8 protein-coding genes are annotated in these 14,657 nt (G+C 35.6%); 6 read left to right on the top strand and 2 right to left on the bottom strand.

The annotated features are described in order from the left end of the window. The first annotated feature begins 94 nt into the window (after positions 1-94). The 6 genes from rpoB (at position 95) to G6Z82_RS05320 (ending at position 11,179) form a co-directional block, all read left to right on the top strand. On the top strand, positions 95-3,775 hold the full coding sequence (gene rpoB / locus G6Z82_RS05345) for a DNA-directed RNA polymerase subunit beta (RefSeq protein WP_035512241.1): 3,681 nt from the start codon (positions 95-97) through the stop codon (positions 3,773-3,775). Positions 3,776-3,793: 18 nt separating this feature from the next. Continuing rightward, positions 3,794-7,459 (top strand): DNA-directed RNA polymerase subunit beta', encoded by a 3,666-nt coding sequence (rpoC, locus tag G6Z82_RS05340; protein WP_006734230.1) that lies wholly within the window; start codon positions 3,794-3,796, stop codon positions 7,457-7,459. Positions 7,460-7,581: 122 nt separating this feature from the next. Further along, positions 7,582-8,778, top strand: a complete 1,197-nt coding sequence (gene coaBC, locus G6Z82_RS05335) for a bifunctional phosphopantothenoylcysteine decarboxylase/phosphopantothenate--cysteine ligase CoaBC (protein WP_164785898.1) — start codon at positions 7,582-7,584, stop codon at positions 8,776-8,778. 141 nt (positions 8,779-8,919) lie between these two features. Further along, a complete protein-coding gene (locus tag G6Z82_RS05330) occupies positions 8,920-9,708 on the top strand; it encodes a Cof-type HAD-IIB family hydrolase (RefSeq protein WP_164785896.1) in 789 nt (262 codons plus the stop codon). Between the two features lie 22 nt (positions 9,709-9,730). Beyond that, positions 9,731-10,384, top strand: coding sequence for a metal ABC transporter ATP-binding protein (locus tag G6Z82_RS05325; protein WP_164785895.1), 654 nt, complete (start codon positions 9,731-9,733; stop codon positions 10,382-10,384). Between the two features lie 3 nt (positions 10,385-10,387). Then, the gene (locus G6Z82_RS05320; RefSeq protein ID WP_006730531.1) at positions 10,388-11,179 is read left to right on the top strand and encodes a metal ABC transporter permease; all 792 of its coding nucleotides are present in this window, start codon (positions 10,388-10,390) and stop codon (positions 11,177-11,179) included. Positions 11,180-11,237: 58 nt separating this feature from the next. On the opposite strand, the gene G6Z82_RS05315 is transcribed toward G6Z82_RS05320, so the two are convergent. Continuing rightward, positions 11,238-12,422: an amidohydrolase gene (locus G6Z82_RS05315; RefSeq protein WP_006734749.1), complete on the bottom strand. Its 1,185-nt coding sequence runs from the start codon at positions 12,420-12,422 to the stop codon at positions 11,238-11,240. A gap of 113 nt (positions 12,423-12,535) precedes the next feature. Further along, a complete protein-coding gene (locus G6Z82_RS05310) occupies positions 12,536-14,608 on the bottom strand; it encodes a KUP/HAK/KT family potassium transporter (RefSeq protein WP_006729531.1) in 2,073 nt (690 codons plus the stop codon). Between the last annotated feature and the right edge of the window lie 49 nt (positions 14,609-14,657).

Genomic DNA, 14,657 nt, shown 5'->3' with positions numbered 1-14,657 from the left:
ACGAGAGAGGTTGTTTTTGTTTTTTTGTGCCTAATTTAGAACTTTTGCTAAAATGTAACATAATTGTAATATTTAGTCTTTTTCAAAAGAAAGGATGTTTTCTTTGCTAGGACATGCTGTTAACTATGGTAGTCATCGGACAAGAAGAAGTTTTTCACGTATTAAAGAAGTAGTTAAACTTCCAAATTTGACTGATGTACAAACCGAATCGTACAAATGGTTTCTTAAAGAAGGTATTCGTGAGATGTTTGATGATATTATGCCTATCTCTGACTTCTCAGGAAAATTATCTTTAGAGTTTGTTGATTATAAATTATTAAAACCAAAATATACATTAGAAGAAGCTCGCGATCATGATGCTAATTATTCTGCACCATTACACGTTACACTGCGTTTAACTAACCACGAAACTGGTGAAATTAAAACGCAAGATGTGTTCTTTGGCGATTTTCCATTAATGACGGATTCTGGTACTTTTGTTATCAATGGTGCTGAACGTGTTATTGTTTCGCAGTTAGTTAGATCACCAGGTGTCTATTACCATTGTGATTATGATAAGAATGGGCGTCCTATTTATGGTACAACTGTAATTCCAAACCGTGGTGCATGGTTAGAATACGAAACTGATGCTAAGAATTTAGCTTATGTTCGTATTGATCGTACCAGAAAGTTACCTATGACTGTCTTGGTTCGTGCTTTAGGACTAGAATCAGACAGTGATATTCAGGATTTCTTTGGCAAATCAGATAGTCTATCATTCACTTTAGAAAAAGATATGCACAAAAATCCTGCAGATACCCGTGTTGCTGAATCATTGAAGGATATTTATGAACGTTTACGTCCAGGTGAACCTAAGACAACTGATTCATCAAGATCATTGTTATATGCTCGTTTCTTTGATCCAAAGAGATATGATTTAGCACCTGTAGGTCGATACAAGATTAATAAAAAATTATCACTAAAGAACCGTCTTTTGCGTCAAACCTTAGCTGAAACTTTAGCAGATCCTGATACAGGTGAAATTATTGCTAAAAAGGGTACGGTAGTTACTCATGAATTGATGGATAAGTTGGAAAAATATCTTGATCGTGATGACTTCAAGACTGTAACTTATCAACCATCAGAAGAAGCTGTTTTACCTGATCCAATTACTGTTCAGGAAATTAAGGTATTTTCAAAAGTTGATCCCGAGCGTGTCGTAAAATTGATTTCTAATGGTCATATTGGCGAGGATGTTAAACATATCACTCCAGCAGATGTCCTAAGTTCGATTAACTATTTCTTTGCTTTACAAGATGGATTAGGCTCTATTGACGATATTGATCATTTAGGTAATCGTCGTATTCGTCGTGTAGGTGAGTTGTTGCAAAATCAATTTAGAATTGGTTTAGCAAGAATGGAACGTGTTGTCCGTGAAAGAATGTCGATTCAAGATATCGCAACCGTAACACCACAACAATTGATTAATATTAGACCAGTTGTTGCCTCTGTTAAGGAATTCTTTGGTTCTTCACAATTATCACAATTTATGGATCAAAACAACCCTTTGGGTGAGTTAACACATAAGAGACGTATGTCTGCTTTGGGACCTGGTGGATTGTCACGTGATCGTGCAGGATATGAAGTTCGTGACGTGCACTATACTCATTATGGTCGTTTATGTCCAATTGAAACTCCTGAAGGTCCTAACATTGGATTGATTAACTCAATGGCTACTTATGCTGTAGTTAATAAATATGGTTTTATTGAAACACCATATCGTCGTATTTCATGGGAAACACATAAAGTTACTGACAAGATCGATTATTTAACTGCTGATGTTGAAGATAACTATATTATTGCCAGTGCCAATGCTCCTTTGAATGAAGATGGTTCCTTTAAGGAAAAAATAGTTTTAGCTAGACATAAGGAAGAAAATCTGGAAGTTTCACCGGATAAGTTAGACTACATGGACGTTATTCCTAAGCAGGTTGTTTCAGTTACCTCAGCATGTATACCTTTCTTGGAAAATGATGACTCAAACCGTGCTTTGATGGGTGCTAACCACCAACGTCAAGCTGTACCTTTGATTAATCCACATTCACCATTAGTTGGTACAGGAATGGAATATCGTGCTGCTCATGACTCCGGTGATGCTATTTTAGCTAAAGCTGCTGGTGTTGTTGAATATGTAGATGCAAATGTGATTAAAGTTAGACGTGATGACAAGACGTTGGATGAATATGTTCTTGAAAAATATCGTCGTTCAAATGCTACTAAAAACTATAATCAGACACCTAATGTTCATTGCGGTGAGAAAGTTGTCGAAGGTGAAGTTATTGCTGATGGACCAGCCATGGAAAATGGTGAGTTAGCATTAGGACAAAATCCAATCATTGCTTTTGCTACTTGGAATATGTACAACTATGAAGATGCTGTTATGATTTCTGAGCGAATGGTTAAAGATGATGTCTATACTTCTATTCATATTGAAGATTATGAATCAGAATCACGTGATACTAAGTTAGGACCTGAAGAAATAACTCGAGAAATTCCTAACGTAGGTGAGGATGCTTTAAAGGATCTTGATGAAGATGGTATAGTTCGTGTCGGTGCCGAAGTACAAGATGGTGATATTTTAGTTGGTAAAGTAACACCAAAAGGTGTGACAGACTTATCTGCAGAAGAAAAATTATTGCATGCAATTTTTGGTGAAAAAGCTCGTGAAGTACGTGATACTTCCTTACGTGTACCTCACGGTGGTGGCGGAATTATCCAAAATGTGCGTGTCTTTTCACGTGAAGCTGGTGATGAACTTGCACCTGGCGTTAACAAGATGGTAAGAGTTTATATTGTCCAAAAACGTAAGATACAAGTCGGTGATAAAATGTCAGGTCGTCATGGTAATAAAGGTACGATTGCTTTGGTTTGTCCTGAAGAAGATATGCCATATTTACCAGATGGACGTCCAGTAGATATTTGCTTGAACCCAATGGGTGTGCCTTCCCGTATGAACATTGGACAGGTTTTGGAAATGCATTTAGGTATTGCCTCTAAGCATTTAGGTGTACATGTTGCCACTCCTGTGTTTGATGGAGCTTCTGAAGAAGATATGTGGAATATGGTTCGTGAAGCTGGTTTAGGTAAAGATGGTAAAACCGTTCTTTATGATGGTCGAACAGGTGAACCATTCCATAATAGAGTATCTGTTGGTGTTATGTATTACTTGAAGCTTACTCACATGGTAGATGACAAGTTACATGCTCGTTCAATTGGGCCTTACTCATTAGTTACACAACAGCCTTTGGGTGGTAAAGCTCAATTTGGTGGACAGCGTTTTGGTGAAATGGAAGTTTGGGCATTGGAAGCTTACGGTGCTGCTTACACCTTGCAAGAAATTTTGACTTATAAGTCAGATGATGTGGTAGGACGTGTTAAGGCATATGAAGCTATTGTTAAGGGTGAAAAGATACCTAAGCCTGGTGTTCCAGAATCATTTAGAGTTTTAGTTAAAGAATTACAATCTCTAGGATTGGATATCAAAGTGCTTGATAGCGATAAAAATGAGATTGAGCTTCGCGATATGGATGATGATTCTGATGAACATCTCAATATTGATAGCCTTTCTAAATTAGCTGAACAACAAGAAAAGAAAAAATTGGCTGAAGAAGCGGAAGAGCAAGAAGCCGAAGAAACAGATCAAGTTGATGAACAATCTAATTTTGATGAGTCCGATGAAGAAGAGGATTTTGATGATTTAGAGTTCCCAACTTCTAATGATGAAGTTTCCGATTAATTATAGGAGGATAAACTTTTGATCGATGTAAATAAGTTTGAAAGTATGCAGGTAAATTTAGCCTCACCTAATAAGATTAGAAGTTGGTCTTATGGTGAAGTAAAGAAACCTGAAACAATTAATTATCGTACTTTGAAACCTGAAAGAGATGGATTATTTGACGAGCGTATCTTTGGCCCTACAAAAGACTGGACATGTAGTTGTGGCAAATATAAGGGTGTTCGTTATCGTGGCATAGTTTGTGACCGTTGTGGTGTTGAAGTAACTTCTGCCAAAGTTAGAAGAGAGAGAATGGGGCATATCGAATTAGCCGCTCCTGTTTCTCATATTTGGTTCTTCAAGGGCATTCCATCACGAATGGGCTTGATTCTTGATATTTCACCAAGAGCCTTGGAAGAAGTAATTTACTTTGCTGCTTATATCGTTATCGATCCAGGCGATACTGAGTTGGAATTTAAGCAACTTTTAACTGATGCTGAATATCGTGAAAATAAAGCTAAATATGGCGATAGATTCCAAGCTAAAATGGGTGCAGAAGCTATTCAAGACCTGTTAAAGCAAGTTGATATTCAAGAAGAAGCCAAAAAGTTGAAAGAAGAATTAAAAACTGCTACTGGTCAAAAGAGAATGCGTGCCATTAGACGTTTAGATATTCTGGAAGCATTTTGTAATTCTGGTAATAAGCCTGAATGGATGATTATGGATTGTATTCCAGTTATTCCGCCAGATCTTCGTCCAATGGTTCAATTAGACGGTGGACGTTTTGCAACTTCTGATTTAAATGATTTATATAGACGTGTGATTAATAGAAATAATCGTTTGAAGAGATTACTTGATCTTAATGCACCACGTATTATTGTTCAAAATGAAAAGAGAATGTTGCAAGAAGCAGTAGATGCTTTGATTGATAATGGTCGTCGTGGTCGTCCTGTAGCTGGCCCTGGCAATCGTCCTCTTAAATCACTTTCACATATGTTGAAAGGAAAGCCAGGACGTTTCCGTCAAAACTTACTTGGAAAACGTGTTGACTATTCAGGACGTTCAGTTATTGATGTATCACCTAAATTGAAATTCTATCAATGTGGTGTTCCCCGTCCAATGGCATTAGAGTTATTTAAGCCTTTTGTGATGCATGAACTAGTTAAGCGTGGATTAGCATCAAATATTAAAAATGCTAAACGCAAGATAGATCGTGAAGATGATGATATCTGGGACATTCTTGAGTATGTAATTAAAGAAAGACCAGTTCTTTTAAACCGTGCCCCTACTTTGCACCGTTTAGGTATTCAAGCTTTTGAGCCGGTATTAGTTGCTGGTAAATCTATCAGATTACATCCGCTAGCTTGTGAAGCCTATAATGCTGACTTCGATGGTGACCAGATGGCTATTCACTTACCATTGTCTGATGAAGCTGTTGCAGAGTCACGATTATTAATGTTAGCTGCTCACCATATTTTGGCTCCAAAAGATGGTAAGCCAATCGTAACGCCATCTCAGGATATCGTTTTAGGAAATTATTGGTTGACTCAAACTGAGCGTGGACGTGAAGGTGAAGGTATGATCTTTAATTCACCAGAAGAAGCAACAATTGCTTATGAAAATGGTGATATTCACTATCATACTCGAATCGGAATGTCTGCTGATTCAATGCCTGAAAAGAAGTGGCCTGAAGGCTATGAACATGGTATTTTTGTGACAACTTATGGTAAATTAGTCTTTAATGCTTTGTTCCCTAAGGACTTCTTCTACGTCAATGAACCAACTCAAGAGAATTTGACTAGCCCATTAGCTGAAAAATATTTCCTTAAACCAGGTGAAAATATTCACGATAAGTTAGATTCATTACCTTTAGGCAAGGCATTTAAGAAGGGATTCTTAGCTGATTCTATTGCCCAAATTTATAAATTATATCGTGTTCAAAGAACATCCGATTATTTGGACGATTTGAAAGAATTAGGTTATACCGTATGTACTACTTCAGGGTTAACTATTGGTGTTGAAGATATTCCTACTTTGAAAGATAAAGATGATATTGTACGTGAAAATCGTCAAAAAGTTGACGTCATTTCTAAACAATACCGTCGTGGTTTAATTACTGATGAAGAACGTCATGATCGTGTAATCAGTATTTGGAATAATTGTAAAGACACCATTCAAAATGAACTTGCTGGATTGTTTGATCCACGCAATCCTATTTCTGTCATGTCAGACTCTGGAGCTCGTGGTAATATTTCTAACTTTACTCAGTTAGCTGGTATGCGTGGTTTGATGGCCGCACCTAACGGTGGTATGATGGAAATTCCTGTTACTTCTAACTTCCGTGAAGGATTGACAGTGTTGGAAATGTTCATGTCAACTCACGGAGCTCGTAAAGGAATGACTGATACTGCTCTTAAGACTGCCAACTCTGGTTATTTAACTCGTCGTTTGGTTGATGTAGCCCAAGATGTTATCATCAGAGAAGAAGATTGTAATACTGATCGTGGCATTACTGTTTCTGCAATTACTGAGGGTGACGAAATGATCGAACCATTGTTTGATCGTTTGGTAGGTAGATATACTTCTAAGAGTGTAATTGATCCTACAACTGGTGAAACAATTTGCCCAGCTAATGTAATGATGGACGAAGATATGGCCCAAAAGATAGTTGATGCTGGTGTAACTTCAGTTACTATTCGTTCTGTATTTACGTGCAACACACAACATGGTGTTTGTCAAAAATGTTATGGTATGAACTTAGCTACAGGTGAAGATGTTGAAGTAGGTGAAGCCGTAGGTACTGTTGCTGCTCAATCTATTGGTGAGCCAGGAACTCAGTTGACTATGCGTAACTTCCACAACGGTGGTGTTGCCGGTGCTAACGATATTACTCAAGGTTTACCTCGTGTACAAGAGCTATTTGAAGCACGTAATCCTAAGGGACGTGCGACAATCTCAGAAGTAACTGGTGAAGTTACAAGTATTGAAGAAGATCCTGCTGAACATACACGTGAGATTACTGTTAAGGGTCAAACTGATACTAGAACTTACTCTGTACCATATACTGCATCAGTAGCGGTAGCTGAAGGAGATCAAGTAGAACGTGGACAAAAATTAACTTTAGGTTCTATTGATCCAAAGGAATTAATCCGTGTTCGTGATGCTTTAACTACAGAGAAATATATCTTGAGTGAAATTCAAAAAGCTTATAGAATGCAGGGTGTTGAGATTGCAGATAAGCACGTGGAAGTAATGGCTCGTCAAATGTTGCAAAAGGTTCGCATTTTGGATCCAGGTGAAACTGATATTTTACCTGGTGAATTGATGGATATCGGTGAATTTAAGGCACGTAATAAAGATGTTATTATTTCTGGTGGTATTCCTGCTACAGCTCAAAGTGTAATGCTTGGAATTACTAAGGCCGCTTTGGAAACTAATAGTTTCTTGTCTGCAGCTTCATTCCAGGAAACGACACGTGTGCTTACAGATGCTTCAATTAGAGGTAAATCTGATCCACTTCTTGGACTTAAAGAAAATGTTATTATTGGTAAGATTGTACCAGCAGGTACTGGTATGCCAATTTATCGTAAAATGGAACCTAAGGCAGATATTCCTGCAGAAAATCTGCCTGAAAAAGAAAATGAATCTGATTCCAAAGAAAAATCAGTTTATGCTCAAGCACAATCTACAGGTAGTGAAAATTAATAATTACTAATCAAAACAACATAAGTCTAATTAATTGACTTATGTTGTTTTTTGATATTGTATTTAATATTGGTTAAGCTAAAATTTAATTAGTATATTGAGTAAATGGATAGGTAAATTAAATGTCAAAAATAGCAATTTATATTAGTGGTGGTATTGCAGCATATAAATCGATTTTAGTTTTAAGAGAGCTGCAGAAACAAGGCCATGAAGTTAGAGTAGGGATGACAGCTAATGCCCAAAAATTCGTAGGTGTTCAAACTTTTGCTGCTTTAACGCATACTACTGTTTTAACAGATTTATGGGATAATGATCATCAAACTGAGATTGGACATTTAGAATTAGCTCAATGGTGCGATTTGGCGTTGGTTGTTCCTGCTACGGCTAATATAATTGCTAAATTAGCCAATGGCATAGCAGATGATGCAGTGACAACTGCTTTGATAGCAACAGATAAACCAATTATAGTAGTTCCAGCTATGAATAATAAAATGTGGCATAATGCTGCATTGCAACGTAATATTAAGCAATTAATTGACGATGGAATGCAGGTTATGACGCCAGAAACTGGATATTTGGCTGAGGGATACCAAGCTCAAGGTCGCTTGCCAGAACCAGACAAAATAGTACAATTTGTTAATGCTAATTTGCACTGCGATAGTTCTTTAGTCGGAAAAAAGGTAGTTATTACTGCTGGAGCAACCCTTGAAAAAATTGATCCAGTTCGCTATATTTCTAATTTTTCTAGTGGGAAAATGGGTTGGGCAATGGTTCAAGCCTTTTTGCAAAGAGGAGCTGATGTTACATTGATTTATGGCAAAGTTAGTGTGAATATTGTGCCATTTGTCAGATTAACAACTATTCATGTAGCAAGTGCTCAAGAAATGTTAACAGTGGCGGAGCATGAGTTTAGTGATGCTGATATTTTAGTAATGACTGCAGCCGTTGCTGATTTTAGACCTAAAAATTATTGCCCACAAAAAATCAAAAAAGTTACTGGCAATGATTCTTATCAATTAGAGTTGGTAAAAAATCCAGATATTTTATATACACTGGCTCAAAGCAAAAATGAAAAGCAAGTCGTGGTAGGCTTTGCAGCAGAAACTAACAATTTATTAGCCAATGCTCACACTAAATTAAGTAAAAAAGGAGCAGATATGATAATTGCTAATGATGTTAGTCAGGATGTGTTTGGATCAGATCTGAATGAAGTAACAATTATTACTAAAGATGCTCCAGATGTAAAATTACCACGGATGAATAAACAAAAGATTGCAGAAGCTATTGTCAACCATATTATTAAATTAATTCTTAAATAGGGCTATAAAAGACAAGAGCGTGTAAGAAAAGACACGTTCTTTTTTAGTTCATCTATGTTATAGTAAAAGGAGATATTTTGGGATATTTGGCACAACTCTTGAGCGATTTGATCCTCATTGAAAGAAAGAAGGATAGTTTATATGATTAAATTGATAGCAACTGATATGGATGGAACATGGTTAAGAGAAGATAAAACATATGATGAAGCAATGTTTGTTCGAATCTTTGATTTGATGCAGGAGCAAAATATTAAATTTGTCGTCGCAAGTGGAAATCAACATGCTAATTTGTTAACTAGGTTTCCTAATCATGTGGATAAGATTTATTTTGTCGCAGAAAATGGAGCAATGATTGCACAAGGAAAGCAAATTTTGCGTATTGTTGATATCCCAGATGATATTTATCATTTAATGCTTAATATTGTAGATGAAATGTCTTATCCTAGCATTGTTTCGGGAGTTACTGGAGCTTATATTTTGAAAAAATCCGGTCAGGAATTTTATTTGGAAAATTATAAGTACTACAAAAATCTTAAGCAAATTGATGATTATGAAGAAGTTGACGATCGTATTTTCAAGGTAAGTATTGTTGTACCACCAGAGTTAATGCCTACAATTATCAAAGATTTACGTTATCGCTATCCTGAAATTGGTTTTGTTGCAGGGTCGGCCAATACAATTGATATGTCAACACCTGGTATGAATAAGGCTGTGGGCTTGAAATATTTATCATATAAGCTAGGTATCAAATCTTCAGAAATGGTTGCGTTTGGTGATAGTGGTAATGATGTAGGGATGTTAGAGTATGTAGGACATAGCTTTGCTATGGGAACAGCTTTACCAGAAGCAAAAAAAGCTGCTAAGCATATTATTGGTTCATGTGATGAATCAGCAGTTCAATATAAAATACTTGATTTGTTAACCAGATAGATGGATGAGGAAATAGAGGTAAATGTGTACAATTTTACAAGTCAATAATTTGATGATGAAATTTGAGGATCGACTTATTTTTGATCGAGTTAGTTTTACATTGCAAAAAGGCTCAACAACTGCCTTACTAGGTTCAAATGGTACTGGTAAAACTACTTTAATTAAAATTTTGATGGGGATGTTACATGCAACTAGTGGTGATTTTCAATATAGTTCCAAAATTAAGGTTGCTTATGTACCTCAATTTCGTAATTTGGATGCTGATTATCCCTTATCAATTAAGGCTTTTGTGGAATTAAATATGCCACTTTTTAAATCAAAAAAAGATAAAGCAGAAATCAATCGCATACTGGCAGAAACACATTTATCTCAGATTCAGCATCTACGCATGGGAGCTGCATCTGGTGGTCAACGTCAGCGAGCATATTTAGCTCAAGCATTATTAGATCGACCAGATTTAATTATTCTAGATGAAGCTACCGCTAGTTTGGATCCAACTGCTAAAGAAGAATTGATGTTGTTGATCAAGCATTTGAATGAAAAACATCAAATGACAGTATTATTTACCACCCATGATATTATGTTAGCTAAAAAATATATGCATGAATATTTGATTTTTCATAATAAAACCCTAATTCATGGGCAAATGAAAGATTTTGCCGAAGAGGAGATATAAATAATGTTAAGTTACGATTTTATGCAATATGCTTATTTAGCTAGTAGCTTTATTGCGATAACTTGTGCTGTTGTCGGTGTTTATGTTGTTGCACGTGGCTTTAGTTTTTTAGCACATACATTATCAGAAATTGGCTTTGCCGGAGCAGCTTTTGCAGTTTTTTTAGGAATTAATCCTTTATGGGGAATGTTACTTTTTACTTTGTTAGGTTCGCTTTGTGTCGGTGAATTATCACTGCGTAGTGAACAAAAAGAGTCAGCAATATCAGCAATATCAGCATTATTTATTGGCCTAGGCGTTTTATTTTTAGCTATTTCACACGCTAATAGTCGTTATGCTACTGACATTTTGTTTGGCTCAATTATTGGAGTAGATTTATCTGGTGTAATTCAGTTAGTGCTCCTTTCATTGGTTGTGATTTTAGTTATTTTATGTATTATGTCGCCACTAAATTATGATTCATTTGATCATATTGGAGCTATTAGTCATCATTTAAATACAGCCCTAGTAGGTGCTATTTTTTTGATGGCTTTGGGGATGTCTGTTGCTATTGGTTCACAAGTTGTAGGCTCATTGTTGGTGTTTATTTTATTAACACTGCCAGCATCGACAGCTAGATATTTGGGTAAAACTATTTTTAGCATGCTAGCTTGGGCGGTAGCTATTGCTCTTATTGGCGTTTGGTTAGGGTTAGCTTTAGGCTATTATACTAACTGGCCTGTTACTTTCTTTATTTCGATGATTGAAGTTTTGATCTATCTGTTAGTTTATATTGGTAAGTTAATCAAAAAATAAAAGATCATTTATTAGGCTATAATGCTTAATGATGATCTTTTATTTTGCAAAAATATGTTTATTTAAATAAGGTGTGTAGAGTAATGATAGCTGCAGCTTTGGCAGCAATTAGTAATGAGTTTTCATTAACATAAAAGTCAGGACTGTGATGTGGGTGATTCGTTTGATCTGCTGCCATACAACCAACATAGAAAAATAGTCCTGGGATGTTTTGAGAAAAGTATGAGAAGTCTTCAGAAGGATCTTGTGGACCAGGATCCATTACAGTAGATACTTCAGGTAGCTTGGCTTTAGTTAAAGCAGTTATTGCTTCATTAGCCAATTGCTCATTATTGATTAAAACAGGATAGTTATCATCATAGTTGATACTTGCTTTAATATTAAAACTGGTTTGTAAGCCATTAACTAATTGAAAAATTTGACTTTTAACTAATTTTCTCGTGCTTTCCTTCATAATGCGGACATCACCTTTTAAGGTAACATTTTCTTTAATAGCATTAAATGAACCTACACCTTCAAAAGAGCCAATGGTAACACTAGCTGTATCAAAAGGATTAATTCTTCTGGAAACTATTGTTTGTAACATAGTAACTAAATAAGCACCAGCAACGATTGCATCGTTAGACAGATGTGGCATAGAAGCATGTCCACCTTTTCCTATTAATTTGATTTCAAAACTAGCTCGTCCAGTTTGAGTTTCTCCCTTGTGGATACCAATCATGCTGGTCGGCATTGATGACATTAAATGTAAGCCGATTATTTGATCAATACCATCTAAAACACCATCCTTGAGCATCGAAATTGCTCCACCCGGTGATATTTCTTCAGCTGGTTGATGAATAATTCTGATTTTACCACGCAATTTATCTTTTATTTGCCATAAGTTCTTAGCTAAAACCATCAAGTATGCAGTATGACCGTCATGACCACAAGCATGCATCACTCCGGGGTGTTTAGATTTAAAAGAAAGATTGTTGTTTTCTTGTACAGCTAAGGCATCGAAGTCAGCTCTCAACGCTAAATGAGGTCCCGCAGTATTACTATCTATATCGATGTAAAAACCATATCCATCACCGCAATCGTGAATTGGACATCCTAATTGCTGATAGTATTTTTTAATATATGTTGCGGTTTCTTTTTCGTGGAAAGATATCTCGGGGTATTCATGTAAATGTCGTCGGATGCGAATTATTTCTGTTTCATCTTCTTTAAGTTTATTTAGTAATTCCTCTTGTAAATTCATTAGATTCCTACTTTCATAAATTAACTATCATTTAAAATCATAGCACTAATTAAACAAATGATGTTTGCCAGTGACTTGGAATTATGGAAATAAAAAAGCATCGTTAACGATGCTTAAAAATTATGTAGTTTTTTACGATATTCAGCTAGCATATGCTTTTTTTCTTCTTTTTCTTTTTCAATAATACTATATTTGCTGGCTGGTACACGATTGATATAGAACTTATGGCGTGTTCCTAAAATCAAAGGTACACGTTCAATCACTGTATCTGAATAATCTAAGCCAAACCATGATGCTGGATTGGATGATAAATTTTGTAACCAAACACGAGCTTTTATAATATTCTTTTCGTAATTAGTTAATTGAGTTTGCGGACTAACTACATCTTGCACAATAACAAATGAAAAATCACCGACATCTCGACCAGGGGTTGTAGTGTATTCTTGTGGCTGAGCTTCAATTGTCTGGTCGGCAATTAGATCATGAACAATTTGTCGCAAATAGATGTTAACACGCTGTTGTTGCTTAAATCCTAAATATAATTGCACATTGATGACATTTTTTGTACCAAAGGTATTAACTGAGTATTCATTGGTAAAAGGCTCATCTGTAACATTTACAGTAACGAACCAATAAGCTTTAGCACGCTTAGGTCTTTTGTCTAAGATGGAATAGATTACTTCACGTTTAATGAATTTATTGTATTTTACTTTTGCCATGTAAACTAAGTTAGTAGCATATGTAGGATAATCTTCGTCATGACTTAAACGTGTCAACATATCAATATATTGATCTAATCGGACATAAGAATTACGATTTTCTCTAAGATCCCTTACCTTATTACCGTAGTACCAAATATACATTACACCTAAAATTAAGCCAGCAATTAAAACGGTGACATAACCACCATGAACAAATTTGACTAAACTTGAAATTAAAAAGGCCGTTTCAATGAGTGTAAAGATGACTACAAATAGTAAACGAGTAAAAATTGAATGGTTAGATTGCCCCAAATATTCAAACAATAATAGTGTAGTCATTAACATAGTTGCTGTAATAGCTAGACCATAAGCAGCCTCCATATGTTCAGATGTCTTAAAAAAGAAGACAATTGATAAGGTAGCAATTGCGAGCATTTTATTAACAGATGGGATATAGATTTGACCTTGTTGTTTAGAAGGAAAAATAATATTCATGCGTGGAATGAATTTTAATTGGATGGCTTCAGAAACTAAGGTAAATGAACCAGTAATTAATGCTTGGGATGCAATAATAGCTGCTAAAGTAGCTAAGATGATAGCATAAATTCTCAATTGCTCTGGAACGATTGCAAAAAAGGGATTTAAATCGCCAATAGCATGATAATTAGGATTATGCAAAATCCAGACACCTTGACCTAAATAGTTAAGAGATAAGCAAACAAAAACATAAGGCCAAGAACCAATGATATTTGCTTTACCAACGTGACCTACATCTGAATATAGGGCTTCAGCACCAGTTGTAGCAAGAAAAATACTTCCTAAAATAAAGAAACCAACTTTATTTGCAGGACTGAACATAATTTTAATAGCATAAATTGGATTAAGTGCTTCTAAAATCGACATATCACCAATCATGTTACAAAAACCTACAACACCTAAAAAGGTAAACCAGATGAGCATTACGGGACCGAAGGCTTTACCAATAACATCAGTTCCCATTCTTTGAATCAAAAAAAGCAATAAAAGGATAATAATGGTAATAAAAATTACTGATTTTTGATCAGGAACAAAGATATGTTGTCCTAGTTTCATACCTTTGAGACCTTCAATAGATGTGGTAACAGTCACTGCTGGAGTTAAAGCTCCATCAGCCAATAAAGCAGCACCACCAATTAAAGCAGGCATAACCAACCATTTAGCCCTTTTGCGTACTAAAGCATATAAAGCAAAAATTCCACCTTCGCCGTGGTTTGTCGCTTGTAAGGCTATTAATACATATTTAATAGTAGTTAATAATGTAACCGTCCATAGAATTAATGAAATACTTCCGATAATCAATTCACGATTAATATTAACTAAGCCACCATTAGCATTAATGATTGATTTCATAACATATAGCGGACTAGTACCGATATCGCCATAAACTATACCAATAGTTATCAATAATCCTGCAATTGAGAGGCGATTTTTTAACTTGTCATTCATGAAAAATAACTCCTAATTGATCCTTATATAGGAAAATTAATACGAAAAA

Source organism: Lactobacillus iners (assembly GCF_011058775.1).
Classification (GTDB): domain Bacteria; phylum Bacillota; class Bacilli; order Lactobacillales; family Lactobacillaceae; genus Lactobacillus; species Lactobacillus iners.
Note: the sequence above shows the minus strand (reverse complement) of the source record. Positions and strands in the feature narration are given on the sequence as shown.

Coding starts and splice junctions, on each gene's coding strand:
- rpoB (WP_035512241.1), top strand. CDS start 95: ATGTTTTCTTTGCTAGGACATGCTGTTAACTATGGTAGTCATCGGACA.
- coaBC (WP_164785898.1), top strand. CDS start 7,582: ATGTCAAAAATAGCAATTTATATTAGTGGTGGTATTGCAGCATATAAA.
- G6Z82_RS05330 (WP_164785896.1), top strand. CDS start 8,920: ATGATTAAATTGATAGCAACTGATATGGATGGAACATGGTTAAGAGAA.
- G6Z82_RS05325 (WP_164785895.1), top strand. CDS start 9,731: ATGTGTACAATTTTACAAGTCAATAATTTGATGATGAAATTTGAGGAT.
- G6Z82_RS05320 (WP_006730531.1), top strand. CDS start 10,388: ATGTTAAGTTACGATTTTATGCAATATGCTTATTTAGCTAGTAGCTTT.
- G6Z82_RS05315 (WP_006734749.1), bottom strand. CDS start 12,422: ATGAATTTACAAGAGGAATTACTAAATAAACTTAAAGAAGATGAAACA.
- G6Z82_RS05310 (WP_006729531.1), bottom strand. CDS start 14,608: ATGAATGACAAGTTAAAAAATCGCCTCTCAATTGCAGGATTATTGATA.